Source organism: Pseudoalteromonas rubra, assembly GCF_001482385.1.
GTDB lineage: Bacteria > Pseudomonadota > Gammaproteobacteria > Enterobacterales > Alteromonadaceae > Pseudoalteromonas > Pseudoalteromonas ardens.
The window spans coordinates 661,439-685,107 of sequence record NZ_CP013611.1 but is presented as its reverse complement, the minus strand read 5'-3'; the positions used below and the strand labels follow the sequence as shown (position 1 = coordinate 685,107).

20 protein-coding genes are annotated in these 23,669 nt (G+C 46.1%); 10 read left to right on the top strand and 10 right to left on the bottom strand.

The window, feature by feature from the left end; genetic code table 11:
- Positions 1 to 35: 35 nt before the first annotated feature.
- The 3 genes from AT705_RS03045 to tsaA all read right to left on the bottom strand — a co-directional run bounded on the left by AT705_RS03045 (position 36) and on the right by tsaA (position 3,559).
- Positions 36 to 836 carry a UDP-2,3-diacylglucosamine diphosphatase gene (locus AT705_RS03045; RefSeq protein WP_010384619.1) on the bottom strand — a complete coding sequence of 267 codons (801 nt, stop codon included), beginning with the start codon at positions 834 to 836 and terminating at the stop codon, positions 36 to 38.
- A gap of 129 nt (positions 837 to 965) precedes the next feature.
- Entirely contained in the window at positions 966 to 2,690 is a 1,725-nt protein-coding gene (locus tag AT705_RS03040; RefSeq protein ID WP_058795443.1) for a proline--tRNA ligase, read from the bottom strand.
- A gap of 158 nt (positions 2,691 to 2,848) precedes the next feature.
- Positions 2,849 to 3,559 (bottom strand): tRNA (N6-threonylcarbamoyladenosine(37)-N6)-methyltransferase TrmO, encoded by a 711-nt coding sequence (gene tsaA, locus AT705_RS03035; protein ID WP_058795442.1) that lies wholly within the window; start codon positions 3,557 to 3,559, stop codon positions 2,849 to 2,851.
- Positions 3,560 to 3,709: 150 nt separating this feature from the next.
- Between tsaA and AT705_RS03030 the strand changes: the two genes are divergently transcribed.
- Positions 3,710 to 4,063, top strand: a complete 354-nt coding sequence (locus AT705_RS03030) for a hypothetical protein (protein ID WP_058795441.1) — start codon at positions 3,710 to 3,712, stop codon at positions 4,061 to 4,063.
- Here the strand turns inward: AT705_RS03030 and AT705_RS03025 are convergent.
- Positions 4,060 to 4,821: a response regulator gene (locus AT705_RS03025; RefSeq protein ID WP_058795440.1), complete on the bottom strand. Its 762-nt coding sequence runs from the start codon at positions 4,819 to 4,821 to the stop codon at positions 4,060 to 4,062. The two genes, AT705_RS03030 and AT705_RS03025, sit on opposite strands and share 4 nt — an antisense overlap.
- A 345-nt stretch (positions 4,822 to 5,166) precedes the next feature.
- On the opposite strand from AT705_RS03025, the gene AT705_RS03020 reads away from it, so the two are divergent.
- Positions 5,167 to 5,961 (top strand): MipA/OmpV family protein, encoded by a 795-nt coding sequence (locus AT705_RS03020; protein ID WP_058795439.1) that lies wholly within the window; start codon positions 5,167 to 5,169, stop codon positions 5,959 to 5,961.
- A 28-nt stretch (positions 5,962 to 5,989) separates the two neighbouring features.
- Here AT705_RS03020 and AT705_RS03015 read toward each other — a convergent pair whose 3' ends face one another.
- Both AT705_RS03015 and AT705_RS03010 read right to left on the bottom strand, forming a co-directional pair.
- Complete coding sequence (locus AT705_RS03015; RefSeq protein WP_010384630.1) at positions 5,990 to 6,472, bottom strand: acyl-CoA thioesterase; 483 nt, start codon at positions 6,470 to 6,472, stop codon at positions 5,990 to 5,992.
- Between the two features lie 114 nt (positions 6,473 to 6,586).
- A complete protein-coding gene (locus tag AT705_RS03010) occupies positions 6,587 to 8,236 on the bottom strand; it encodes an electron transfer flavoprotein-ubiquinone oxidoreductase (RefSeq protein ID WP_058795438.1) in 1,650 nt (549 codons plus the stop codon).
- Positions 8,237 to 8,411: 175 nt separating this feature from the next.
- On the opposite strand from AT705_RS03010, the gene AT705_RS03005 reads away from it, so the two are divergent.
- The 7 genes from AT705_RS03005 (at position 8,412) to AT705_RS02975 (ending at position 16,935) form a co-directional block, all read left to right on the top strand.
- On the top strand, positions 8,412 to 9,164 hold the full coding sequence (locus AT705_RS03005; RefSeq protein ID WP_058795437.1) for an electron transfer flavoprotein subunit beta/FixA family protein: 753 nt from the start codon (positions 8,412 to 8,414) through the stop codon (positions 9,162 to 9,164).
- Complete coding sequence (locus tag AT705_RS03000; RefSeq protein WP_058795436.1) at positions 9,161 to 10,087, top strand: electron transfer flavoprotein subunit alpha/FixB family protein; 927 nt, start codon at positions 9,161 to 9,163, stop codon at positions 10,085 to 10,087. Before AT705_RS03005 ends, AT705_RS03000 begins: the two co-directional genes overlap by 4 nt.
- 523 nt (positions 10,088 to 10,610) lie before the next feature.
- A complete protein-coding gene (locus AT705_RS02995; RefSeq protein ID WP_058795435.1) occupies positions 10,611 to 13,400 on the top strand; it encodes a TonB-dependent receptor in 2,790 nt (929 codons plus the stop codon).
- A 104-nt stretch (positions 13,401 to 13,504) separates the two neighbouring features.
- Entirely contained in the window at positions 13,505 to 14,713 is a 1,209-nt protein-coding gene (locus tag AT705_RS02990; protein ID WP_237113773.1) for a metallophosphoesterase, read from the top strand.
- A gap of 187 nt (positions 14,714 to 14,900) precedes the next feature.
- On the top strand, positions 14,901 to 16,028 hold the full coding sequence (locus tag AT705_RS02985) for a PAS domain-containing protein (protein WP_058795433.1): 1,128 nt from the start codon (positions 14,901 to 14,903) through the stop codon (positions 16,026 to 16,028).
- A gap of 420 nt (positions 16,029 to 16,448) precedes the next feature.
- Positions 16,449 to 16,655: a hypothetical protein gene (locus AT705_RS02980; RefSeq protein ID WP_058795432.1), complete on the top strand. Its 207-nt coding sequence runs from the start codon at positions 16,449 to 16,451 to the stop codon at positions 16,653 to 16,655.
- Positions 16,648 to 16,935, top strand: a complete 288-nt coding sequence (locus tag AT705_RS02975) for a transcriptional regulator (RefSeq protein ID WP_058795431.1) — start codon at positions 16,648 to 16,650, stop codon at positions 16,933 to 16,935. Before AT705_RS02980 ends, AT705_RS02975 begins: the two co-directional genes overlap by 8 nt.
- Positions 16,936 to 16,995: 60 nt before the next feature.
- Here AT705_RS02975 and AT705_RS02970 read toward each other — a convergent pair whose 3' ends face one another.
- The 4 genes from AT705_RS02970 to AT705_RS02955 all read right to left on the bottom strand — a co-directional run bounded on the left by AT705_RS02970 (position 16,996) and on the right by AT705_RS02955 (position 22,635).
- Entirely contained in the window at positions 16,996 to 17,580 is a 585-nt protein-coding gene (locus AT705_RS02970) for a GNAT family N-acetyltransferase (RefSeq protein ID WP_058795430.1), read from the bottom strand.
- 255 nt (positions 17,581 to 17,835) lie between these two features.
- A complete protein-coding gene (locus AT705_RS02965) occupies positions 17,836 to 18,309 on the bottom strand; it encodes a peroxiredoxin (protein ID WP_058795429.1) in 474 nt (157 codons plus the stop codon).
- Between the two features lie 156 nt (positions 18,310 to 18,465).
- Positions 18,466 to 19,773, bottom strand: coding sequence for a hypothetical protein (locus tag AT705_RS02960; protein WP_058795428.1), 1,308 nt, complete (start codon positions 19,771 to 19,773; stop codon positions 18,466 to 18,468).
- 612 nt (positions 19,774 to 20,385) lie between these two features.
- Positions 20,386 to 22,635, bottom strand: coding sequence for a hypothetical protein (locus tag AT705_RS02955; RefSeq protein WP_157576641.1), 2,250 nt, complete (start codon positions 22,633 to 22,635; stop codon positions 20,386 to 20,388).
- A gap of 621 nt (positions 22,636 to 23,256) precedes the next feature.
- Between AT705_RS02955 and AT705_RS02950 the strand changes: the two genes are divergently transcribed.
- Positions 23,257 to 23,598, top strand: coding sequence for a hypothetical protein (locus AT705_RS02950; RefSeq protein ID WP_058795426.1), 342 nt, complete (start codon positions 23,257 to 23,259; stop codon positions 23,596 to 23,598).
- The last annotated feature ends 71 nt before the right edge of the window (positions 23,599 to 23,669 follow it).

Genomic DNA, 23,669 nt, shown 5'->3' with positions numbered 1-23,669 from the left:
CATGGATAAAAGTAGACTTTTACCATGCTAGCTGCTTAGGCGGCCTTCACATCTTGTGGCGAACTGGCTTCAGGCTCAACGACAGTCAGTACTTTCTTAATATCTGACCAATGCAACAGCTCAATGCGGCCTTGCTCATTTTCAACCAGCGCTGTGCAATTTTCAATCCAGTCACCATCGTTACAATACACGATACCATCCATAACCGAGATTCTTGGTTGATGAATATGGCCGCAAATGATGCCATCGACACCGTGCTTTTTGGCTTCGTGTACAGCGGCTTGTTCAAAGGCATGTATGGCTTCACGGGCTTTGTGCACACGGTTTTTGAGCCAGGATGCTAAAGACCAGTAATGACCGCCGTATAATCTTCGGATCCGGTTAGTCCAGCGATTGAGAAATAGCAAAAAGTCATAGGCCGCGTCGCCGATAATGCTGATCAGTTTGTTGTATCGAGTTGCGGAATCAAAGTCATCGCCATGTAAAAGTAAGAACCGTTTACCCGCTGACGTAGTATGCACGTATGTTTTGTGCACTTCGACGTGAAACAGCGTTTTACCCACATAATTGCGAAAGGTTTCGTCATGGTTTCCGGGGATATAGATAACCCGGGTACCATTTTCGGCTTTGCGCTGAATACACTCCAGCACCTGATAATGACTTGGATGCCAAAAGAACTGACGTTTTAAAGACCAAAGATCAACGATGTCGCCAACCAAATATAAGGTATCGCAACGAGTACTGTTAAGAAAGTCCAGCAGAAAGTCGGCTTTGCAGTCTTTATAGCCGAGGTGAACATCGGAGATCCAAATTGTTGGATAGTAGGTTTGTGTCATAGCCATGTTCTCGAGCGTAATAAACCCTAAGTTAGAGACGGCGGATGACAAAATCAGGGCAGTTAAGAGAAGCTATTATGACAGCAAAGAAAGATACAGAGCGCAGCCATCTGCGCTCTGTCTGAAGGTTTATTTACTCAAGGCTTTGGCAATTTCTGCTACCGCAGAATCGATGTCCAGCATGAGTTTTTCACCTGTACGGCGGTTTTTCAGTTCAACCTGATTGTTATCCAGGTTGCGTTCACCAATCACGAGCGTGTATGGCACACCAAGTAATTCCATGTCATTAAACATCACACCCGGACGCTCTTTGCGGTCATCGAATAACACTTCAACGCCAGCCGCTTGCAGCTCGGTATAGAACTTCTGAGCAATATCCGGAATACGATGAGATTTGTGCATGTTCATCGGTACGATAGCAAGCTCGAATGGAGCAATAGCCTGAGGCCACTTGATCCCGTAATCGTCATTGTTCTGCTCAATCGCAGCAGCGACAATACGTGATACACCAATCCCGTAGCAACCCATGGTCATCACTTGGTTTTTACCGCTTTCACCTAATACACCGGCGCTCATGGCTTCTGAGTACTTAGTTCCCAGCTGGAAAATGTGACCCACTTCAATGCCGCGTTTGATTTGCAGCGTGCCTTTACCACACGGGCTTGGATCGCCTTCAACCACATTGCGAAGGTCAGCAACTGTGTAATCTGAGACATCACGATCCCAGTTGATGCCGCTGTAGTGCACGCCATTTTGGTTTGCACCTGCGACGAAATCGGCCATAACCGCAGCGCTGCGATCAACGATAACCGGCATGTTCAGACCAACCGGGCCCAGTGAACCAGGCTTAGCGCCAATGGCTGCAACTATGTCTTCTTCTTTGGCCATTTCCAGCGGAGCGTCTATCAGTGGCAGTTTTTCTGCTTTGAGCTCATTCAGCTCATGGTCGCCACGCAAGATCAGAGCAACCAGACCACGCTGGCCTTCTTCGTCAGGTGCACCGTAGACGATCAGTGTTTTAACACCGCGGTGTGGTTTAACACCGTGCTTTTCTTTCAGTTCGGCAATGGTGTTTGCTTCAGGCGTATCGAAAGTATTCAGTTCTTTCGAAGGCTCAGGGCGAGACTCAGAAGGCGCAATGGCTTCGGCCTTTTCGATGTTAGCGGCATAATCACTGTCTGTGCTGAACGCAATGGCATCTTCGCCAGATTCAGCAAGCACATGGAATTCATGAGATACGCTGCCACCAATAGAGCCGGTATCTGCGATAACCGGGCGGTAATCCAGTCCCAGGCGCTCGAAGATGTTACAATAAGCTTGGTGCATTACTTGATAGGTTTTTTCCAGACATGCTTCATCCAGATGGAAGGAGTAGGCATCTTTCATCGTAAATTCACGCGCGCGCATCACACCAAAACGAGGGCGCACTTCATCGCGTACTTTAGTCTGAACCTGGTACAAAGTCAGGGGTAGCTGTTTATAGCTGCTGACTTCACGACGTACCAGATCAGTGATCACTTCTTCGTGTGTCGGACCCAGCGCAAATGGACGGTTATGTCTGTCATTGATGCGCAGCAGTTCTGGACCGAATTGTTCCCAGCGGCCAGACTCCTGCCACAGATCCGCAGGCTGGATGATGGGCATCAGCATTTCGATGGCACCGGCTTTATCCATCTCTTCGCGTACGATGTTCTCTACTTTACGAAGCACTTTCAGGCCGGAGGGTAACCAGGTGTACAAACCTGAGGCTAACTTGCGGATCATGCCCGCACGTAACATCAGCTGGTGGCTGATCACTTCTGCATCTGCAGGCGTCTCTTTTTGAGTCGCTAAAATATATTGACTGGTACGCATACTTGTTCCGTTCAAATGAAGATTGCTGCGGCCAATCGACCACGCAACCCTACGTTGTTGTAGTATTCTTGTCGGGTTAGTTTAACAGCGCTAAAACCGCTTAAAAAGCTTTATTTATCGTGAAAAAGCGACTGTTCCAATGGCTGAGGAGTTTTTGCTCAATCCGGCTGGAAATGAGTCACTTCCAGCACCTGGTTGTGCTCCCCGTCGACCATCCAGCGAATGTTGAAGTCATACAGGTTCATACCATAACTCTGTGTTTCTGCTTTCTTTTTCTTATACGCCGGGCGTGGGTCCTGCTTGAGCACATTGGTTATAAAGGCTTTGAGCTCAGGGTAATCACTCTGGGTGCTAATAAAAGCTTCGGCTTGTTCAGTGAAACTGACGGTCATCGCCGTTTCAGGGCGGGTATCTGCAAATCCGGCAGCAGCGTCTGCAAGCGCGTCAGAGTAGGGCAGATAAGGCTTTATATCAACAATGGGTGTGCCGTCCAGCAAATCAATGCCAGATAGTAAGAGTGCTAACTGACCATTCTTGTACTCAACGCCTTCGAGTTTCACTGCGCTCATACCAATGCCATTAGGCCTAAAGGTGGCGCGAGTTGCGAATACGCCTTTACGCTCGTTGCCCCCCAGCCGCGGTGGCCGTACTAACGCTGAGTAGCCTTTGTCAGCGGTTTCATGAAAGCGAAATAACAACCAAAGGTGACTGAACTCTTCTATCCCTCGTACAAATTCCTCGCGGTTGAATGCGTCGCAAAATATCAGCTTGGCCTTTGCTTCTGGCACTAAGCGAGGTTGTCTGGGAATGGCAAACTTTTGTTTGTATGGTGAGCGGATCACACCGATTGGCTGTATATCGAATTGCACGCTTTATTCCGGCTAGTAAATTTGCGCGTATTGTAACGATGTAATGCTCATCGAACAAATGTAACTGCCGGGCGCTGTAATCGAGTGTAATTCCATAGACTTAGGTTTGTAGCTAGGATCGGGTTATTACATTATGTATTGGTTTGTTAAATGTTTAGTTTGGAAAGTAGTCAGGCAGGTGGGCAACACACGGGGTTAATCTCAAATATGATGGAGCCGACATACAGCCGCCTGGTCAGCAATATTTGTCGTAAAGTGTTTTCGGAGCAATCGCCGGTGACGCCTCTGGTGGTTGAGCAGTTGCGTAAGCGTCGGGCATTCTTGCAGCCCTTATTCGCTGGTGTGAGCGACGGCAGTGTGCGCGCCACTCAGTTTAATACGGCATTACAATGTGAAATAGAGTTAGTCGTCAACAAGGTGATGTCACAATGCGAAATGCCGCGTCATGAGCTGATTAAACACACCAATAAAACGGTATTTGAACTCGCCAGGCAGGTCATCTAGCTATTATCAACGATATCCGGCACCACGTTGCTGAGGCGCTTCATCAGTTTGTTCAGGTTCCTCTGAACCTGTTCACTGCACTTTTCTAACTCAAAGCGTACTCCAAGCAAACAATCCTGTTCAGGTCCGTCATTTGCTTCTATTCGCACTATGGTGCCATAGAGCGGGGAGAGGCTCAGTGCATGAGTCCCGTCAAAATTGTCAAAGCTGAGGTTAAATTCAGTAAGTTTGTATAGCTTCAGGGCATCAACATAATTGGTATAAACCTGCATACCGGTATGACTGATGTTATGTACTTTGGCTTCCAATAAGGCATCAGAGGCAATGATCCGCATTGCATGTGATGGCAGAGCAGAGTGCCTGACTGAGTCTCGTTTACTGGCACTGTTCCATGATTTATTGACTGCGGCTTCTAGTTTGTCTGCTCTGAAAGGCTTAACGACAAAATGACTCACTCCATTTTGTATTGCGGTAATCACAAAATCGCGTTCACCGTTAGAGGTCATCATGATAAAAGGGATGTCCTTAAACTTTGCGCTGTTGCGGACCTCATAAAGCAACTCTTCGCCGTTTATTTCAGGCATCTGCCAGTCAGAGATAATAATGTCGACTGGCTTTGATTTTAGGATCTGGAGTGCCTGCTTACCATCAGCGGCCATCATCACCTGTTCAGAACCCAGACGCGTCTTAATGATGTTACGCACAACATTGCGTACAGTGGTACAATCATCGACCACCAAAAATCGGACATTTCTCACTACTGTTTGCTCTATATTTGACCACTCTTTAAGCCGGCGGCAATCATAGCACAGCTCTTACCAGCTGATAAGGGTTGGAATAGATAATTTTAAACCGTTCCAAAATGAGTGACTTACCCACAAGGTCGAGTCATTAAAAGCTGGTTATGTGAATAATTGTTTTGAAATGTCGTACAAAGTAACAGTTGCTCACAAGGTCCTCACTGAGTTTTGCATTATTTCAGCACATTATGAAGCCGTGAAGTTCAGGGGCAGTTGGCCAGGCATCCCGCTTAGGCCTCCAAAGCCCTCAGATGATTAATACCTCAGCGCTAATGCAAACTTATAGAGACAAAGGAACTCATTATGAACGGGATTACTAAACACAACGTGGTACGAGCGCTTGGCCTGTGCCTGGCAATGACAAGCGTATGCAGCCACGCAGAAGAGCCAGCCAACGACGATTGGGACGTAAAAATGGGGGCAGGTGTGCTGGTTGCAGATCTGCCTTGGCAGGGCGGTAAGAGTGAATTTGCTCTGGTCCCGATGGCAGACATTAAAAAAGGCAACTGGTTTTCTAATGAAGACAGTACCATTGGCTATCAGTTTTTGAACATTAATGACGTGTTCAGTGCCTATGCGGGTCTGGGCTACCGTAACGAAGGGTATGATAGTCTGTTTGGAGACAACAGCTCTGATAGCAAAGTGTTTGAAGGCTACGATGCGCCTGACGGCGAGCTGGTACTGAATTACGGGGCAAAGTTTTTATGGTTTGGTTTATCCGGCCACACTGATTTGTCTGATGAATCAGATGCCACCAACTTTGCTCTGAGTGCAGAAGTTCCATTATATGAGAGCAGCCACGGGTTTGGCATTTCCGCACAGGCACAGGTACGTTGGCTTGATTCGGACTATGTGAACACTGTTTACGGGATAAGTGGTAAGAACATCAACGCATCAGTTGGCCGGACAGCCTATCAGACTGATGACAATGCGATAAACGTCACCTTTGGACTCAATGCGTATTATCAAATCACGCCTGAGATAACACTGATTGGCAGTGTCAGCAGAACGGAGCTGGATGATGTTATCAGCAAGAGCCCCCTCGTTGGCGATGATACTATGGACGTAGCCTTCATCGGTGCAATGTATCAGTTTTAGTCCTTAAAGGGCTTGTGTAAGCGCTGGATCAGTCACCCTGATCCAGCGTGTTTTGTAATAAAGACTCTGTTTGAATCGCAATTTCCTTCATCTGAATGGCATATTGCTCCAGCGCTTTTTGTTCTTTCGTTTTTGCTTCAAACTTGGCAACCGGAATGGGGTACCCAGCCTGATCCATTGCGATAAAGCTGATTATGCAGTGATTGGTTTCTACCATGTGTTGCTTTTGTGGATCGCCGCAGCGTACCTGGATGAATATCTGCATACTGGTTTTGCCGGTGTGTGCAATCCGCGCTGAAACCTCCACAATCTGACCAACCAGAATAGGGCGGTGAAAACGCACCCCCGCGACAGATACAGTAACACAGTAGGCACCACTCCAGCCTGCTGCACAGGCATAGCCCGCTTGATCTATCCACTTCATCACCACACCACCATGCACTTTTCCACCAAAGTTCACATCTGTTGGCTCTGCTAAAAAGCGAAACACGACTTCCGATTGCTGCGCCATGGGGCACCTCATTAACTCAACGTTTGCTTAAGTATAGAAAAAAAGGGGCATTTCGCCCCGGCAATTTAGGATAAAGAGTGTGTCAGGCAGGTAGGTGGTACCTGCCAGGTAGGATTACATATTTGGGTAGTTGGGGCCGCCGGCACCTTCTGGAGTAATCCAGGTGATGTTCTGACTTGGATCTTTGATGTCACAGGTCTTACAGTGGACACAGTTTTGTGCATTGATCACAAATTGCTTATCTCCGCTTTCAGTCTCGCTGACTTCGTAGACGCCAGCCGGGCAATAGCGTTGCGCGGGCTCTGCATACTGCTCAAGATTAACCTGGATCGGAATGGTGACATCTTTGAGCTGCAGATGGCATGGCTGCTCTTCCTCGTGGTTGGTGTTGGATAAAAACACCGATGAAAGTTTGTCAAAACTCAGCTTGCCGTCAGGCTTGGGGTAGCTAATTTCATGCGAATCTTTTGCCAGTCGAAGAGATGCGTGGTCCAGCGTGGTATCTTTGAGTGTAAATGGCAATGAACCTGAAAACAGGTTTTGATCAACCATATTGTAAGCACCGCCTAAGATACGGCCAAACTTGTGCATGGCCGGGCCAAAGTTACGTGATTGATATAGCTCGTCATATAGCCAGCTGCTTTTGAAGTTATCAGCAAATTCGTTTAACTCAGCACGATGAGCATCTTCTCCCAGTGCCGCCACAATGGTATCTGCGGCAATGATGCCCGATTTCATCGCCGTATGGTTGCCTTTGATTTTAGCGAAGTTCAGCGTACCCGCATCACACCCTATTAGCAGACCCCCCGGAAAGTGCATCTTAGGTAACGCATGAAGGCCACCCTTGGCAATGGCGCGGGCACCGTATGCAACGCGCTCGCCACCTTCCAGCGTGTCTTTAAAGACTTGCTGATGTTTCATGCGCTGAAACTCGTCAAACGGGCTCAGATATGGATTTTTGTAGTTCAGATCAATGATCAACCCGATCACGACTTGATTATTCTCAGCATGATACATAAACGAACCACCGTGGGTTTCGTTATCGAGTGGCCAGCCCGTACCATGAACAACTTTACCTTCCTGATGTTTTGCTGGGTCAATTTGCCAGATCTCTTTAAAGCCAATACCGTAGTGCTGAGGGGTGGCGTCTTTATCCAGTGCAAACTGACTGCTCAGCTGTTTGCCCAGGTGGCCACGACAACCCTCTGCAAAGACGGTGTATTTGGCTCTCAGTTCCATACCGGGCATGTAACTGTCTTTTGGCTCGCCATCTTTGCCAACACCCATATCACCGGTGATGATACCTTTCACCTCATCACCCTCGACTATCAGCGAGTGAGCGCTGAATCCGGGGAATACCTCCACGCCCAGTTGTTCAGCCTGTTCTGCCAGCCAGCGGCAGACATTACCCATAGAGACAATATAATTGCCGTCGTTTTTAAACGTTTTAGGGACCGCAAAGTGCGGGATGTTGGTGGCTTTGTCCTGATCTTTAAATAGGTAGATTTCGTCCTCGGTAACTTTTGTGGTGACAGGGGCGTTCTTTTCGGCCCAATCCGGGATTAATTCATCCAGCGCTTTAGTTTCAAAGACAGCACCAGACAATATATGTGCTCCGACCTCAGAGCCTTTCTCAACGACACAGATCATCAGTTCTTGTTGTTTTTCCTGTGCCTGTTGCGCAAGTCGGATCGCACACGACAGGCCCGCAGGGCCCGCGCCAACAATCACGACATCAAATTCCATGGTTTCGCGTTCGACCATTTTTACCTCACATAGATTGACGGTAGTTTAACTAAAACGAGGCTTTAGTTTTGTTAAGGTTAAGCTAAGGTTATTTTAGGTTGACGTTTACGTCAACAGGAAGTAGTCTGGATTCATTAAATTGTTTTGTTGACGTATACGTCAGCCCATAGAATAACCAGATGATGGAGTAACCATGAAAGTACTTGTGCCAATCAAACGCGTGATTGACTACAATGTCAAGGCAAGAGTCAAGGCCGACAACAGCGATGTTGATCTGACCAATGTAAAAATGGCAATGAACCCGTTCTGTGAGATCGCGGTAGAAGAAGCCATTCGCTTAAAAGAAGCAGGTAAAGCAAACGAAGTGATCGCTGTTTCAATCGGTGACAAAGCCTGTCAGGAACAGCTACGCACTGCGCTGGCTTTGGGTGCTGACAAAGCAATTCATATTGAAACGGATGCAAAACTTGAATCCCTTCATATAGCTAAACTTCTGGCAAAGCTGGTAGAGCAGGAAAGCCCTGAATTGGTTATTTTGGGTAAGCAGTCTATCGATTCTGACAACAATCAAACTGGTCAGATGTTAGCAGCATTAACGAAGCGTCCTCAGGGAACCTTTGCATCTAATGTTGAGATTGCAGATGGTAAAGCCGTTGTGACCCGAGAAGTAGATGGTGGTCTGCAAACAGTGGCCTTGAACTTACCTGCGGTTGTAACCACTGATCTGCGTTTGAATGAGCCTCGCTACGCCTCTTTGCCAAATATCATGAAAGCAAAACGCAAACCGCTTGATGTTATCGCAGCAGACACGCTGGGTGTTGACCTTGCGCCACGTATTGAACTTGTACGGGTGGAAGAGCCTGCCAAGCGTGAAGCGGGCATCATTGTTGAGAGCGTAGAAGAACTGGTCAATAAATTAAAAACTGAAGCTAAGGTGATCTCATGAGCGTACTTGTCATTGCTGAACACGAAAATGGTGTATTAAAGCCTGAAACGGCAAAAGTAGTTCATGCAGCTAGCCAGCTTGGCGCTGAAATTCATGTTCTGGTTGCGGGTAATAATGTGGGTCCTGTTGCAGAGGCTGCTGCACAAATTGCCGGTGTAACGGCGGTAAAGTTGGCTGATGACAGTGTACTGGATCATCAACTAGCAGAAAGTACCGCTGATCTGGTGATCACCCTGGTAGATGGTTACAGTCATATTCTGGCTGCGGCTTCAACCACAGGGAAAAACATCATGCCGCGCGTCGCTGCTTTACTGGACAAATCGCAGATTTCTGAGATCGTTGGGGTCGTTGATGCCGACACCTTTATGCGCCCGATCTACGCGGGTAACGCTATTGCGACAGTTAAATCACTGGAAGCGCAGAAGATTATTACGGTTCGTGCCAGCGCGTTTGATGTAGCTGGTGAGCAAGCGCCTGTCGCTGTCGAGACATTGACCACTTCGGTTGAAAATACCCAAAGTAGTTTTGTCGGTGTTGAACAAACAGAATCAGAGCGTCCTGAGCTGACGGCGGCCCCTGTGGTTATCTCCGGAGGTCGTGGTATGCAAAATGGTGAAAACTTCTCATTGCTTAACGGAATTGCCGACAAATTAGGTGCAGCTATTGGTGCATCTCGTGCGGCTGTTGACGCCGGATTCGTACCTAATGATATGCAGGTAGGTCAGACAGGTAAAATTGTTGCACCAGACCTGTACATTGCTGTTGGTATTAGCGGAGCAATTCAGCACCTTGCAGGCATGAAAGATTCAAAAGTCATCGTTGCCATCAATAAAGATGCGGAAGCACCTATCTTCCAGGTGGCTGATTACGGCCTGGTCGCGGATCTGTTCGACGTCTTACCTCAGCTCGAACAAGCTTTGTAAAAACAAATTCTGGTTGTTAAAGCCGTGAGTACGATAGTGCCGCGGCTTTTTTCATATTTACTGTTCATCAAACCTGATTGCCCATCCTTAACACGCAATAGAAGCAAAATAAATCTAGCAGTTATTAGCTTTCACTTTATTTTCGGAACCCTGCGGTATTTATCAAATCGCAATGATGAGGTGCTGCGCACTGCTTACCATTAGTCAGTTACTCTAAGCAAAATTGACAGCGATCATGTAGTAAGCGAACCATGGTTGCAGCATAGCGAATAACTGGGCAATTTTCTTACCGGGTTAAAATAGCTCATGGAAGTGTTTTGGCGCGCAGAAGAATTTAGCTTTTTTCATAAATGGCAGCAGGTTAAAGCCTGAGGAGGGGACATTTTAGCTCAAAATAGCTTCCAAGGGCCCACTTTGCGATTGAATAGAGGCTGTACCCACAGGGATTGCAATAATTCGGTCATTGAGCACGGTTAAGGTCTTCGCGGATTTTATAAACGACTCTTCCTGTGCGAGAAAAAATATGAAAAATAATCTACCTTCCGTGATTTCCAAGGCCTGTGCAGGCGTTGCTTTAGCACTTGGCGCGATGAGTGCACCAGCACTCGCTAATACGTTGCAAGGTGAACTGACAGATCAGCAAAACAAAGCCCGCTTTGAAGGGGCTAAAATTATGATTAAGGAGCTGGGACGTGAAGTCAGCTCTGAGCGCAATGGTGAGTTCAGATTCATCAATCTGCCAGCCGGAACCTATACGCTTGAAGTGCGCTATATCGGCGCGCAATCTGTCACTAAACAAGTGGTGATCAAAGACAATGAAGTGACCAAAACCCGGGTTCAGCTTAGCGCCTACCAAGGGGAAATGGATAACATAATCGTTAAAGGACAACGCGCCGGGCAAGCAGGCGCATTGAACCGGCAGAAAAATGCGGATGGTATCAAGTCCATCGTCAGTGCAGACAGCATAGGACAGTTACCAGATCAGAACGCGGCCGAGGCATTGCAACGTCTGCCGGGTTTGTTCATCGACCGAGATCAGGGTGAAGGGCGTTTTGTTGGGATCCGGGGAATTGATCCTAATCTCAACAATGTAACTATCAATGGGGCGGCTGTACCGTCTCCTGAAGGGGGTGTGCGTAGCGTAGCAATGGACGTGTTGCCAAGTGAAATTATTCAGAGTCTGGAGGTGAGCAAAACAGTCACCCCAGATATGGATGCTAATGCGATTGGTGGCAGTATCGAAGTGAAAAGCCTGAGCGCATTTGACCGTGAAGGGGAAAGCTACAGTTTTAATGTTCAGGGTGCTTACAATGAACAAGTTGAAAAAAGCAGTCCCAAACTGTCCGTAAGCTACAGTGATATTTATGACATCAGCAGTCAGACTCAGCTGGGCGTAGCGACGGCGGTATCCTGGTTTGAACGTAAGTTTGGCTCACATAATATGGAAACCGATGGCGGCTGGATGGAGCTGGAAATGGAAGATGCCAATTCTGGCGAAGAAGTAACTTTTTTTGGTGCTGAGGAAATTGAACAGCGCCACTATACCATCACCCGAGAGCGCCTTGGGGCGGCCCTGAATTTGGATCTGCATCAGGGATTGTTCAATAAGTACTATCTGAGAACCATGTACAGTGAATTCTCGGACGATGAGTTCCGTCTGCGCAATGAATACAAGTTCGATAAAGGCAATTATTTAAGCGAGCAATCAGGTAATGCAATGGCGTACTTTAGCGGTGCTGAAATGGACCGGGACAGCAAAGATCGCTACGAGGAACAAAGTATTTTGTCAGTGGTCGCTGGTGGTGAGCACCTGATCAAAGACTGGTTTGTAGAATACAGTCTGGTTTATTCAAAATCAGATGAGCAAGAGCCTGATCGATTGGATATTGCGTTTACCGGGGAAGATTTGACCCTGGGTTATGCCAGCCTGGGGGACACCCCGATTTTGTCCCGTAGTGGTGCTGCGCATCAACCAAGCCACTTTGAACTCGACGAAATCGTTCATGAAAATAACCTGAGCGAAGACGAAGCAACCAGCTTTAAATTGGATCTGAGTAAAGATCTGGTTATCGCTGGACATAACGCTGAACTTAAGTTTGGCGCTAAATACCGCGACCGTGAGAAGCTGAACTCAGTCAACGCTGTGGTATACGACGGAGGGTTTGATGATGTGACGGCAGAGCAATTTAAAGCGGGTGCACCAGAGTATGACCTGGGCGACTTTGGTCCGGGTTTATCTGAGTCCGGATTGCAAGCCTACTTTACGCAAAATAAGGCAGCATTTGAGCGAAACGATCAGGAAACCGATATCGAGTCAAAGGGCCGCAGCTATCGCTCCGAAGAAACAGTCAGTGCGTTGTATGCCATGGTCAACATTGATTTTGGTAAACTAAACCTGATCACCGGTGTACGGTACGAAGATACTGAATACACCACGCGGGGTTATCAGGTGTCACTGGAAAAAGATAAATTAGCAGACACTGAGCAAGTCAATATCACCCCCTGGGAAGTTGAGAAATCCTACGATCATCTTCTACCAAATCTGACTCTGCGCTACGAGCTGGACGACGATCTGATTTCACGATTTGCTTATACCCAAACCATTGCACGCCCGGGATTCGAAGAGGCAGCAGCCTACCAACTACTCGAAAGTGAAACGGACGAAGACGATGGTCAGGTGGTGACAGAGCGAGAAGGTGAAGTTGGTAATCCGAACTTGGACCCGTATGAGTCTAAGAACCTGGATTTATCCATTGAATACTACACAGGCAGTATTGGCGTTATGTCTGCTGGTTTATTCCACAAGCAAATCGATAACTTTATCACTGAGCAGGAAGTGCAGGATCAGGCACAGTGGACGGGCTATAAAAAGGTCATGCAATTCGTAAACGGTGGTGAGGCAGACTTAACAGGTATTGAACTGGCTTACAGCAAAAACTTCAAAAATGGCCTGATGTTTTCAGCTAATACCACCTTAATTGACGCAGATGACAAGTTGACTCGCCAGTCGGATACCGTGGCAAACCTGATGCTTGGATATGAAGACGACACCTTAAGTGCGCGCCTGAGTGGTAACTACAAAAGCAAAGCTTATCTGAGCACCGAGAATGATGCACGTGTGTACCAGGATGACCACATGCAGTTAGATTTGAGCGTTAAATACTACTTCAATGAGCAAATGCAGATGTACTTTAACGCCGTCAATCTGACGGATGAACCACTCTACATTTATCACGGTGAGCAAAAATATAACTTCCAGTATGAACAATATGGTCGTTCATTCGAATTGGGCTTTACCTACACCTCATTCTAATCCTTGTTGGAGCGTGCCGGGTTGCCCGGCACATTTAAATTATGACTTTAAAACGAATTGTATTTTCCTACCTCAGCACTTCTTTATTAATATCGAGCCCTGTGATGTCGGCCAATATTTCTTTCCTGGCGTTTGGTGATGGGGGTTATCACCCTGATTATCCCAAAGTAAAACATATTCAGAAGCCTAAAAATAAGGCGCAATTTATCGCTGCTGAAAAAGCGGATTGGCTCGAAGAGCATCGTCCGATGAGTGAGTTTAATCATGCCCCCGTTTATGTTTACCCTGACACGGACATTGCCACCGAGCAGACCGGCGCGATAGCAACGGGTAAGGCGATGGCGACCTTGTGCCAGCTAAAACAGTGCGATTTTGCCATTCAACTGGGCGATAATATTTACCCTGATGGTGCCGGCGCAAATGATGGTAAAGACGATCAACAACGCATGAACGATCTGATCCTAAAACCGTTGCAGCCGTTATTTGCGCAGCAACCAGAGTTAGTTGTGTATTCTGCTCTGGGCAACCACGACTGGAAAACTTCACGTAAAGGGGTCAAGCTGCAAACTGAATGGATGGCAAGTCAACCAAACTTTACTATGTCTGAGCGAGGTTACTACAGCTACACCATAGGTGAGCCGGGTAATGATGTCGAACTGTTTGTACTCGATACCAATATGCTGCTTTCGGGCCAACACTACTACGAGATCCCGTTACGACCGGACGGCAGCGAACAGGGGTTGGCAAGTGCTCTGGCTGCTGGACAGGCTGAGGTAGAAGATATTGAGCGTCATGAAGAGCCAGTTAATGGTGAAGATCACCGGCAATTAGCTTGGCTGGCCAATGGCCTTAAAAACTCCAAAGCAAAGTGGAAACTGGTGTACGGGCATCACATATTATGGTCGATAGGTGGCACTAAATATGATGAAGGCCATGTGTTGAGACGGCTGATTTTGCCAGAGTTATGTCAATATGCAGATGCCTACATTGCGGGTCACGAACATGATCTGGAGCTGTTAACGGATGATTGTAGTCGCGTTATGCCCGGCAATTCCAAACCTAAACTGCCCCTGATAATCAGCGGGGCCGCTGCAAAAATGCGCGGCACCCATACACCGTTTGCCCAGCAACAGGAAAAGCGCTATCCGGAATATGATTTGGTGTGGTCTAAAAGCTTTATTTGGGGATTTGCACACATTGAACTGGATAATGACCAGGATAAGCTGAATGTGTCTTTTTACACCACTCCCCATGACCAAAGCGGTAAGCTCGAGGCCGAGCGGGCATTCAGTTTTGCAAAACGCAGTGACTGATGACAACTGGGGTGGCTTAGCGACGAGAGGCGTGTTGCCCCAGAAAAATTAATTTGATGCAGAACAGAAAAATCATGGTATTCGGTAATTTGCACTATAGTTAAACTCACACAGTTTGATGCGTATACCCCTTGCTGTTATCAGTCGGGCAGAGCGTCGTTATGGTCGAATATGAGTTGAGTTGCCAATGAATACCAATGATCCCTCGATGGAAGAAACCTTGTTTTTTGGTCAGTTGCTTGAGAATTCTTCGCCAATTGAATTACTCAAACAAATATTGATGCGCTCACAGCACGCCATAGTTGTCACAGATGCGGATCGTAACCACGGGTATCGAATTGTGTATGCAAACCGGGTGTTTTGCCGCCATACAGGCTATGACCTGGCTGAGCTGATAGGCAAGTCAACGGCCATTTTGCAGGGGCCAAAAAGTAATCGCAGAGTCCTGGCCAGGTTGAGCCCGGCCCTGGAGGAAAACGGCTATTTCTATGGGTCTTCGGTCAACTATCGAAAAGACGGCTCAATGTATCCGGTAGAATGGAATATCTCGGCAATAACCAATGAGGCAGGAGAGGTCACTCATTATATCTCTTTGCAAAAAGACCTGACGAACATGCGCCGTCTGGTCAGGCAAATACGTGAATCAACTGACGTGTTCAAACAGTTTTATCTGGATTCAGCGCGTCAGGGCAATCACTTTGGACAAGACTCCGATTCAGTGCTCAAAGCGCTAAAAAGAAGTGCTAAGTTGTTAAATGGCAGATTGCACTTGAAAGACAATGTTGAGCTATTTCACGAAGCCTTTCCTTATCAGGAGCCTGATGAGAACAGTTTTGATGAGTTGTTTTTTGATCTAGATGAACCAGCAGAAAGTGGCGCTGATAAGCGGTTGAACAAGCAAGCGCTGACTGCTGTAGACTTTTGGGCGGACAGCCCAATTGAAGAAGAAGATGTGGAGTCTATTGTCGGAGCCCTCAATGAGCTGGAATCAGAAACGGGACTTATAGAGCTCAATGGATACTCTGAAGTCCGGTTTAAAAATGTGGCGCGGCTATATAAAGAGCTGGCAAACACACTGTACTTTTGCATTGAGTTTAATGATGGTGCTTTGATGATTGATGAGGTCGCAGAGCGTTTGGACATCCAGGCAACAGATCCGTCTTTTCCCATTGAATTTTTACTGATGTTTAACAAGGACATCAGTAGCTGGCTGAATGAGGTGTTCATTGAGCGTAAAACGGATAATGTATTTGCCGGGGAGAGTAATGCCATTATGGCGGGTGAGCAGCTGTTATCCCTTATCGGCGTTCAATAATTTTCCATTCAGGTATCAAAATACTATCCAACTACTGATATTTACCATTCGACGCGCCGCACTGCGATTTTGAATAAAGCAGAGTGATATTTGTTCACTTTCCTGCTGCATGCCTTTACTTTCCATATTGGAAAGTAAAGGCATGACAATGAATAAAGAAAGCAAGGTAGGGGTAGAATCAGCTGAAGCTCTGTTGGCGATGTCTGCGAAGGCAAAAGGTTTTCTCTGTTGAAATTCAGTCCACCTGTTTGGCTCAATGGGTTAATAAGTGTGTTAGCTGCACTTGCAACTGCGGCGAGTGCCCAGGCAAGTCAGAGTAGTATGTGGACTTTCGTAACTTTCGTTTCTGTAAGTACAATAATTATACTGGTAATGAGTTGGTCTTTTTATCTTAAAGGCGTGGGGATAAAAGCAAAAATCATGACTTCTAACTCTCAAGCTAGAGCTCACAATATTGCGCTGGCTTTTACGAGTGCACTTATCGTGTTACTGAGCCACTATTTTACTCAACAGGGTTACTGGCATTTTGCGTACGTCGCTGGGTTTGTGATTGGTATGCTGAGCTCTGCTGTGTTGCATAAGCTTCCCACGGGGGAGTGGATATCACAGGATAAAGGCAATGGCTGATATTTGTTTTGATCCACTGATCCATGCACATAACCGTTTGCAGATCTGCGCATTACTCGAAAGCATAGCGGAAATGGAGTTTTCTTTAGTAAAGGCACAGCTGGAGGTCAGCGATTCGGTTTTATCTAAGCACGTCAAAGCCCTTGAGCAGGCTGGCTATCTCAGAGTCAATAAAAGGACCAACTTTGCACGTCAGCGCACTTGGCTTGCTTTGACTGTACAGGGAGAAGCCGCTTATAGAGGGCATGTTGCTGCATTACGGGAGATAGTTGGCCTCTGAGGTTGTTTGAAATAAGATGAGCTCGCAGTTATTAAAAAGGCGGGTCGTTTCTGTACTTAGCTACAGGGTTAACTGCATGGTGGTTGACCCTGAAAAGCCGAGTAACCAGTTCAGATATGGAAAGTAGTCTGTTTTAACTGCAATAAAACCTTTCGTTTCATACAATTTTTTCGCTCTGGGGTTACTGTTGATCACATCCAGACGGACTGATGAATAGTGATGTGCCTGTGCATAACTGATAATACTGTCCAGTAACTGAGTGCCGATGCCTCTGCTGCGATGTGATTCGTTAATCGCGATGCCGTCCATCACTAACTCTCGTGATTGTGGCTTGCGCTCGTATAAACTAAGAATAGCGCAAGCACGCATTCCCCCAAGAATGCCAAGGTGACGGAATAATCCTGTAAATTCGATGCCCGCTGTGAGCGCGCCATTTTGGTCACTAAAGCCTGCGACTCCGACTGGCTGGCCATTATCGAAAGCAACAAAGGAATATTCTGGCATAAAACAATGTTCGAGCAAGTTGAGCCGTTTTGCTTTGTCTGGGATTGCACGGGTAAGCTTTGCACCAAACGCATTGTCGTAAATTTGCGCAATGGTTTGATTGTGTATGATATCCCAACCGTGTTCAATGTTAATTTGCATTAGGTAAGCCTGTAGAGTCTGGACTTTGATTATTACGCTGCCAGACTTGTGAGTGAAGCGTGCTGAAATGCGCGCCATTTATCGAAAGTAGAGAGCATGACTGTCATCAATGATCCACACAGTTGTGACACGTAGTTATTTTCCTAGCTTTTTGAATAAGCTTATTGTGTTTTAATATGGTGGGAAAGTAAAAAAGGATAACAGGTGGGAATACAGAGAGAGTGTCGGCACTCCCTCAGGACTTGTCATTGTAAATTACAATTTTTCAAGGAGCACTTCTGCTTTACTAATCTCAAAGGTTTTCGGTGCTTCAACCAGAAGCTCTGTCACTAAACCATTGTCGATTATCATGGCATAGCGCTGTGAGCGGATCCCACCAAACCCTTCAGTGTTCATTTCAAGCCCCAGAGCTTTGGTAAAGCTGGCATCGCCGTCACCGAGCATCATAATTTCGCTGGCATTATGCGCCTCTCCCCAGGCTTTCATTACAAATGCATCATTTACAGACACACACGCTATGATATCGACACCTTTGGCTTTGATTTTGTCGGCCAGAGCGACGTAACCAGGTAAATGGGCTGCAGAGCAGGTCGGTGTAAATGCGCCAGGTAGTGCAAACAAGACAACTTTTTTATCTGCAAATAACACGTCGCTGTGATGTGTGACCATGCCATCTGAAGTCAATTCACTTAATGTCGCCTTTGGTAAAGCTTGCCCTTGTTCAATCATGATTTTCCTCATCGGATATTACTAATATTACACTTATTTTAGACTTAAAATCGCAGCTTAAACACAGATAAAACGCAGGGTTAATACATATTTTTGCAATTATTTTGGCTTCATAGTGATAACCTGAACGACTCAGGTTATCACTGACTTTGGGCGTTATTTGGTTGAGCCATGTATAGAAGTAAAAATATGGCTAACACCAGCGTTTTTGGTGGGGCCTGAATAAGCGTGGCAATCAAAGCAGTTTGTCGCAGGAGTCAAGTTGTGTGGACCCGTATAGATCACTTCATTGAACTTACGTCCCTGTTGTGCGTTGGTTTCCATGGTGGTGTTGGCTAGCTGAATGGAGCCGCGCTGATTGTCGCGGTTGCTTGAGGGTTGAGTGACATCGTTCAACCAGAGCCCACCCACCAGTTCATACTTTGCGAGCACACGCAGCGAATTGTAGGTAGGCATGCGCTTAAACACTTTACTCAGTTGCTCATTGAGTGAGATGATATTAGCTCTGTTATGCTCGGCCTGGTTGTCGCCCTCAGCCGTACCTTGTGCGTAAACCTGACAGACTTCAGTAGGCGTGCCCGTTAGTGGTGAATCACCTTTCTTGTCAGGATCTAAGGTTTTGTTGAATTCACAGTTAGCATCTGGCGTAGGCAATGAGGCGGTACATTGCTCGCTGGCAAAGCTCCAGCCTGAGATGGGCTGGTTGGCCTTTTGACAATCTGGCGCATTGTATTTGTGCTCAAAGGTAGCCCAGATAAATTCAGGGTGTTCTGGGGTGCTAATTACTAAGTGAAAGCCTACCATGCCATATAGTTCATCGGCATCCAGCTCTCCATTGTTGTTGGTGTCTGATCTGATCCAAACATAATTAGGTATGTCTTTTTCACTGATCTTACGCCAGGAAGTTTTAATCTCAGTTGTACCTGCTGGCAGCGTTGATGAGCCCTGAGCTACATCACACATACCACTATCAAACCGGGTTTCGTATAATACAACGTTGCCATTTTGGTCGTATAATACGGCATTGTTTAACGCCTGGTTCATCTCATGGGGCGCATTAAAGTCTTCGCTTGTGGTATGGGGGTCCTTGTCACCCCTGACAAACAATTTTGATTGCAATGTATTGGGCGCACAGGAATCCTGACCACCACCGAGGAATATGCGATAACGCTCCTCATTTAAAAAGGTACGCTCATTGCCATCTGGCGCATTCACCAAGGAAATAAACCACTGCCAGGAGAACTGATAAAATTGACACAAGTTTTCTCCACCACCCGGAATTTCACTGGGTGGATTATTGGGGTTGGTTACCCAGTTTATATTGGCCGGACAAAATAAGGGATCCTGACTAGATGCCTGACCTGCATTACTGCCTGACTCAGAGATTGAGCCAGTAGGCTCAGCAGAGCAGGCCAAGAGGGTTGTTAGGGCTGCTGTTATCAGCGAAAGCTTAAAGGGGGACATAACTATTCCTTTCAATATCGAGACGGTATCTCTTTACTCTAGAGAAGTTTAAAAAACTTACCATTACCGGACATTACAGCTGATGGTTTTTGTATGCCGCTTTGGGCTTGATTGGCTCTGGTATGCTGAAAATTTAGCACTGGAATTGAAACCTGATTGGCGATATACACAAATCACAAGCAAGCACTATTGTGGCTGGGTGACAATCGGTTGGTCAAATAGCAAAGCCTGTTGGTACATTTTGATAGTGTAGCTGGAAAAACACACCGCGCGTTTTTGGGCTATAAGCAAAGTATCCCGCAGGGAAAACTCAATGCGTTTAATGAGTGGCAGGCATCGTTAGTTACCCGTATCGCCTGTACTAAGCGATATCACGAAATTCAGCGCAGGATAACTGTAACTGGTTATCACCTAAAGAGCAGCCCATGCGGGCCTGTATCAGGGCAATTGTGCGAAGTATAGTGAGCTTACGGCTGCTTGGACAAATATTTGCTGTTGGAGTGATTCATTCAAATGTACTCCTTACTTTGACCAAGACAATGAAAAGCACAATGGCTTATGCCTTTGTGCTTTTCTGACTCACTATTTTTTTAATGATGACAAACACACCTATTAATGACAGCTGCTTAACTCAGACTGGCTTTTGAAAATGTCAGGGAGATGGCATGCATCTCTCACCATCTGGATTTTATCTAAGGTTACCGTCATTGGAGAACCATTATCTCCATTCGGAAATAGAATCCTTGGGTCTAATCCGCCCCAGTACATCCCGGTTTGTACTACCAGAGGTATGTTTTCGGGCAAAGTCTGGATGTTTTGTTGATCACCAAACTGTACAAAGTCGGCTTCTTCCGGTCGTTTAATATAAGACGTTACTCGGCCATTCAGCCCCGTATCCCATTTAATTTTCATTTTGATTAAATACGTTTCGCCTTCTCTTAAACCGGACAGACTGCCCATTTTGTGCTGCTGGTATTTCCTGACTAAAATACAATTTTCGTCTTCATCTCTTTCAGCGCAATAAGGTTTTGGATCGTTACAATAAGAAGTGCCGGTTAAAGCTGGATTATCGCAGTCAACCTTTGTATTGATGTTCAGACTGATGTCGCTAAAACTATCGTCAGTATATCTCAACAAGACCGCATTATTGGGAGATAAATGGGGGTGTGCGCTGGTCGTATGAAACTGAGATATAAATACATAGCAATGATTAGATTTTTTCGATATACACTCTTCTTTGGAGAGCATTTTGTCAATCGTAAACTCATATGCATACCAGCTTGTGGCACCTGCACTTACATCAGCGCCGTCTTCATAATTGTCACGGCCAAACGTAATTTCTGACTTTATACACCGGAAAGACTTAAAGTTAGCGTACGGGGTTTGAGCACCCGTGCAGTAGTCATAAAACTGCTGATATGAGTCAAGCTCGTAGGTAACCGGATCATTCAATTGCTCGCTCAATACCGGGGTTGTAAAACGAATTTTTTTGTCACCATTTACATCAACAATATTCCAGTCTCCGATGTGATAAGTCTGGTGGCTGTTAAAAGGCGACAAATCTGTACTGGTAGCATGTGTGAATTCTCCGTCAAACAGCATATTTCGATGTTTTACTTTGGTACACACATCATTGCTATATAGTCCAAGTACATCATATTTTCCGCGAACTCTAAAGCACCAGCTACCCGGTTGATTTGGGTTAAACTGATACTCGCCATGCTCGGGGTAATTGTCATGGTAAGCTGTTCCGTTCGGGCGTGTGACGTATAGTTTTACATAGGAGAAATCAAGGTGTTCAAAGTCAGGTAATGCAGACCATTTAACAGCCATCGGATCCCCTTCTACACCAACAGGAATGGGTGTTACCTCATGAGTAACCAAGCCATTGACAGAAGTTTGTACATTCACGCATTGTTGCGCTGTAAACAAGCTGAATACGCCGTCAGCAACACCTCTCATTTGGAAGCACCATTGACCTGCTGTATTAGGCGTAATGTTTATATCTGAAGCGGACACATTCTTGAAGCTCCACGTCGCCCCTGGTGCTTTAGTCCCGAGCTTTACATAAGAGAAGTTACGGTCAGAAAAAGCAGGTAAAGGTGCCCAGCTTATCTTCATCGGATTGTTTAAGGCCGCACTGGTAGGGACATTCAGGGAGTGAGTGACAAACTGTGATACAGAGTCATTCGCCGTCATACACTTTTGAGTGTTGTACAAGCCAAATGTACCTCCCGAAACACCGCGGACTTTAAAACACCAAGTACCCTTTTGATCGGGTGTGAATGTATAGCTACTTCCGCCAAAATTCGGATAGCGCCAGCTGCCATTCGGTGAGCGGATCCCCAACTTTACATATGAGAAATCGGTTGTTGAAAATGCCGGCAATGGAGACCAGGTAATGGTAGTGTTCTTATAGGTGTTACCTGTAGAGGGGACGGACATGGAATGTGTAACTAAACCCGAAATGGATTCGCTCACGTTCATACATTGTTCGGAGTTGAAAAGACCAAATTCGCCTTCATGCCAGCCCCTTACCATAAAACACCATTTACCTGCTTTGCTTGGTCTAAATGAGTAGCTACTGGAGGACAGGTTGCTATAGCTGTAACCCGATCCAGGCGCTTTTATACCTAACTTTACATATGAAAAATTCAGGTTTGAGTAGTCTGTCAAAGGTGACCAGCTAACGGTACTGTTTTCATATACGCTGCCAGAACCAGATACTGATAGTGAGTGTGTTACTTTACCCACTACAGAATTTGCAAAAGCTGGGCTGGCGACTAAACCTGTCACGAGAGCCAACGAGCTTATGGTATTGAACTGCTTTCCCCTCATAGAGAGTACGCTTAGGAAGTTCATTTATAATTCCTTTTGTTGTTATTCAACACTTGCGTGTATTTTTGTGTTGTGCGCATTTATGGGCGGTAGGTTTCAAAATCTCAATTTCCTGAAATAGCAGAAACTATCCGCGGCATAGCATTTTTCATTGATACATCACGCCAATAAAGCCTCACAATTTACGAAGCCTTTAACATCCAGATTGGCGTGTCCGGTGGACTGTGCCACCGGGTCACTCTCAAATCAACACCAATGTGTTAAAAACATCCAGCTTTATGATTGTTTCCTTGTAAGCGTGCAGCGAACTAAACCTAGAGACTCACATGCTAGCGCAGTTAACTGTCGATATCGAACTGTCGCAGGACCAATGCTTTCAAACAATGCATCATAGAGTCGAATAGGGGTGTTTGTTCTGAAAGTTTCAATCACGCTGTAGAGGGTTATGCTACTCTCATTACCATTTTTGGTGAAACTAAATAAAGCGTGATCGAAATACCGTCAATCAACAGAGAAAATATAAGCTGCGCCAACCATGGACGGCAGTCTTTAGTGAGTTTTTGGCGGGTGGCTATATTTTAAACCATACTCTTTATGGAGCGCAAAACGCCAAGACACACCATGCTAAAAACAGGAGATTTTGCCATGGCAACAAAAACTTTTGAAGTAACAAGCTACCAGATAAAAATTGGGTTCGAATTGAGTGGAGGGGGCAGCAGAGCAGTATTGGCATGCTTAGGAGAGGACGGACATCGTTTCAATGTTTACTTTTCAAGCCCTGGCAGTGAAATGTCACCACCGCACTATTCCCCGCATAGCAAATTTGGTGCTATCAATGTTTCTATCTCAGAAATGCAACATTATGTAGATTTAGTCCGTAACGAAAAGCCAATTTATGCATATTTGAACAGTGATAAGCCACTTTGGAATAATATTTCTACTTCCAAAGAACCCGTTGGAGAAGAAGAGTCTTGGCGCTTACTCTAGCTTTTGTTATCCGATTCTAAGCGGCCACTGAAGTCGCTTAGAGTTTTAGATTGGTATTTACGTTTTTTGCG

Excerpts from the sequence above, each read along its gene's own strand:
- AT705_RS02955 (WP_157576641.1), bottom strand. The coding sequence starts at position 22,635 with ATGAACTTCCTAAGCGTACTCTCTATGAGGGGAAAGCAGTTCAATACC.
- AT705_RS02975 (WP_058795431.1), top strand. The coding sequence starts at position 16,648 with ATGGCTGATATTTGTTTTGATCCACTGATCCATGCACATAACCGTTTG.
- AT705_RS02995 (WP_058795435.1), top strand. The coding sequence starts at position 10,611 with ATGAAAAATAATCTACCTTCCGTGATTTCCAAGGCCTGTGCAGGCGTT.
- AT705_RS02965 (WP_058795429.1), bottom strand. The coding sequence starts at position 18,309 with ATGATTGAACAAGGGCAAGCTTTACCAAAGGCGACATTAAGTGAATTG.
- AT705_RS03005 (WP_058795437.1), top strand. The coding sequence starts at position 8,412 with ATGAAAGTACTTGTGCCAATCAAACGCGTGATTGACTACAATGTCAAG.
- AT705_RS02950 (WP_058795426.1), top strand. The coding sequence starts at position 23,257 with ATGGCAACAAAAACTTTTGAAGTAACAAGCTACCAGATAAAAATTGGG.
- AT705_RS02980 (WP_058795432.1), top strand. The coding sequence starts at position 16,449 with ATGACTTCTAACTCTCAAGCTAGAGCTCACAATATTGCGCTGGCTTTT.
- AT705_RS02990 (WP_237113773.1), top strand. The coding sequence starts at position 13,505 with ATGTCGGCCAATATTTCTTTCCTGGCGTTTGGTGATGGGGGTTATCAC.
- AT705_RS03045 (WP_010384619.1), bottom strand. The coding sequence starts at position 836 with ATGACACAAACCTACTATCCAACAATTTGGATCTCCGATGTTCACCTC.
- AT705_RS03000 (WP_058795436.1), top strand. The coding sequence starts at position 9,161 with ATGAGCGTACTTGTCATTGCTGAACACGAAAATGGTGTATTAAAGCCT.
- AT705_RS03020 (WP_058795439.1), top strand. The coding sequence starts at position 5,167 with ATGAACGGGATTACTAAACACAACGTGGTACGAGCGCTTGGCCTGTGC.
- AT705_RS02985 (WP_058795433.1), top strand. The coding sequence starts at position 14,901 with ATGAATACCAATGATCCCTCGATGGAAGAAACCTTGTTTTTTGGTCAG.
- AT705_RS03010 (WP_058795438.1), bottom strand. The coding sequence starts at position 8,236 with ATGGTCGAACGCGAAACCATGGAATTTGATGTCGTGATTGTTGGCGCG.
- AT705_RS03015 (WP_010384630.1), bottom strand. The coding sequence starts at position 6,472 with ATGGCGCAGCAATCGGAAGTCGTGTTTCGCTTTTTAGCAGAGCCAACA.
- AT705_RS02970 (WP_058795430.1), bottom strand. The coding sequence starts at position 17,580 with ATGCAAATTAACATTGAACACGGTTGGGATATCATACACAATCAAACC.
- AT705_RS02960 (WP_058795428.1), bottom strand. The coding sequence starts at position 19,773 with ATGTCCCCCTTTAAGCTTTCGCTGATAACAGCAGCCCTAACAACCCTC.
- AT705_RS03030 (WP_058795441.1), top strand. The coding sequence starts at position 3,710 with ATGTTTAGTTTGGAAAGTAGTCAGGCAGGTGGGCAACACACGGGGTTA.
- AT705_RS03040 (WP_058795443.1), bottom strand. The coding sequence starts at position 2,690 with ATGCGTACCAGTCAATATATTTTAGCGACTCAAAAAGAGACGCCTGCA.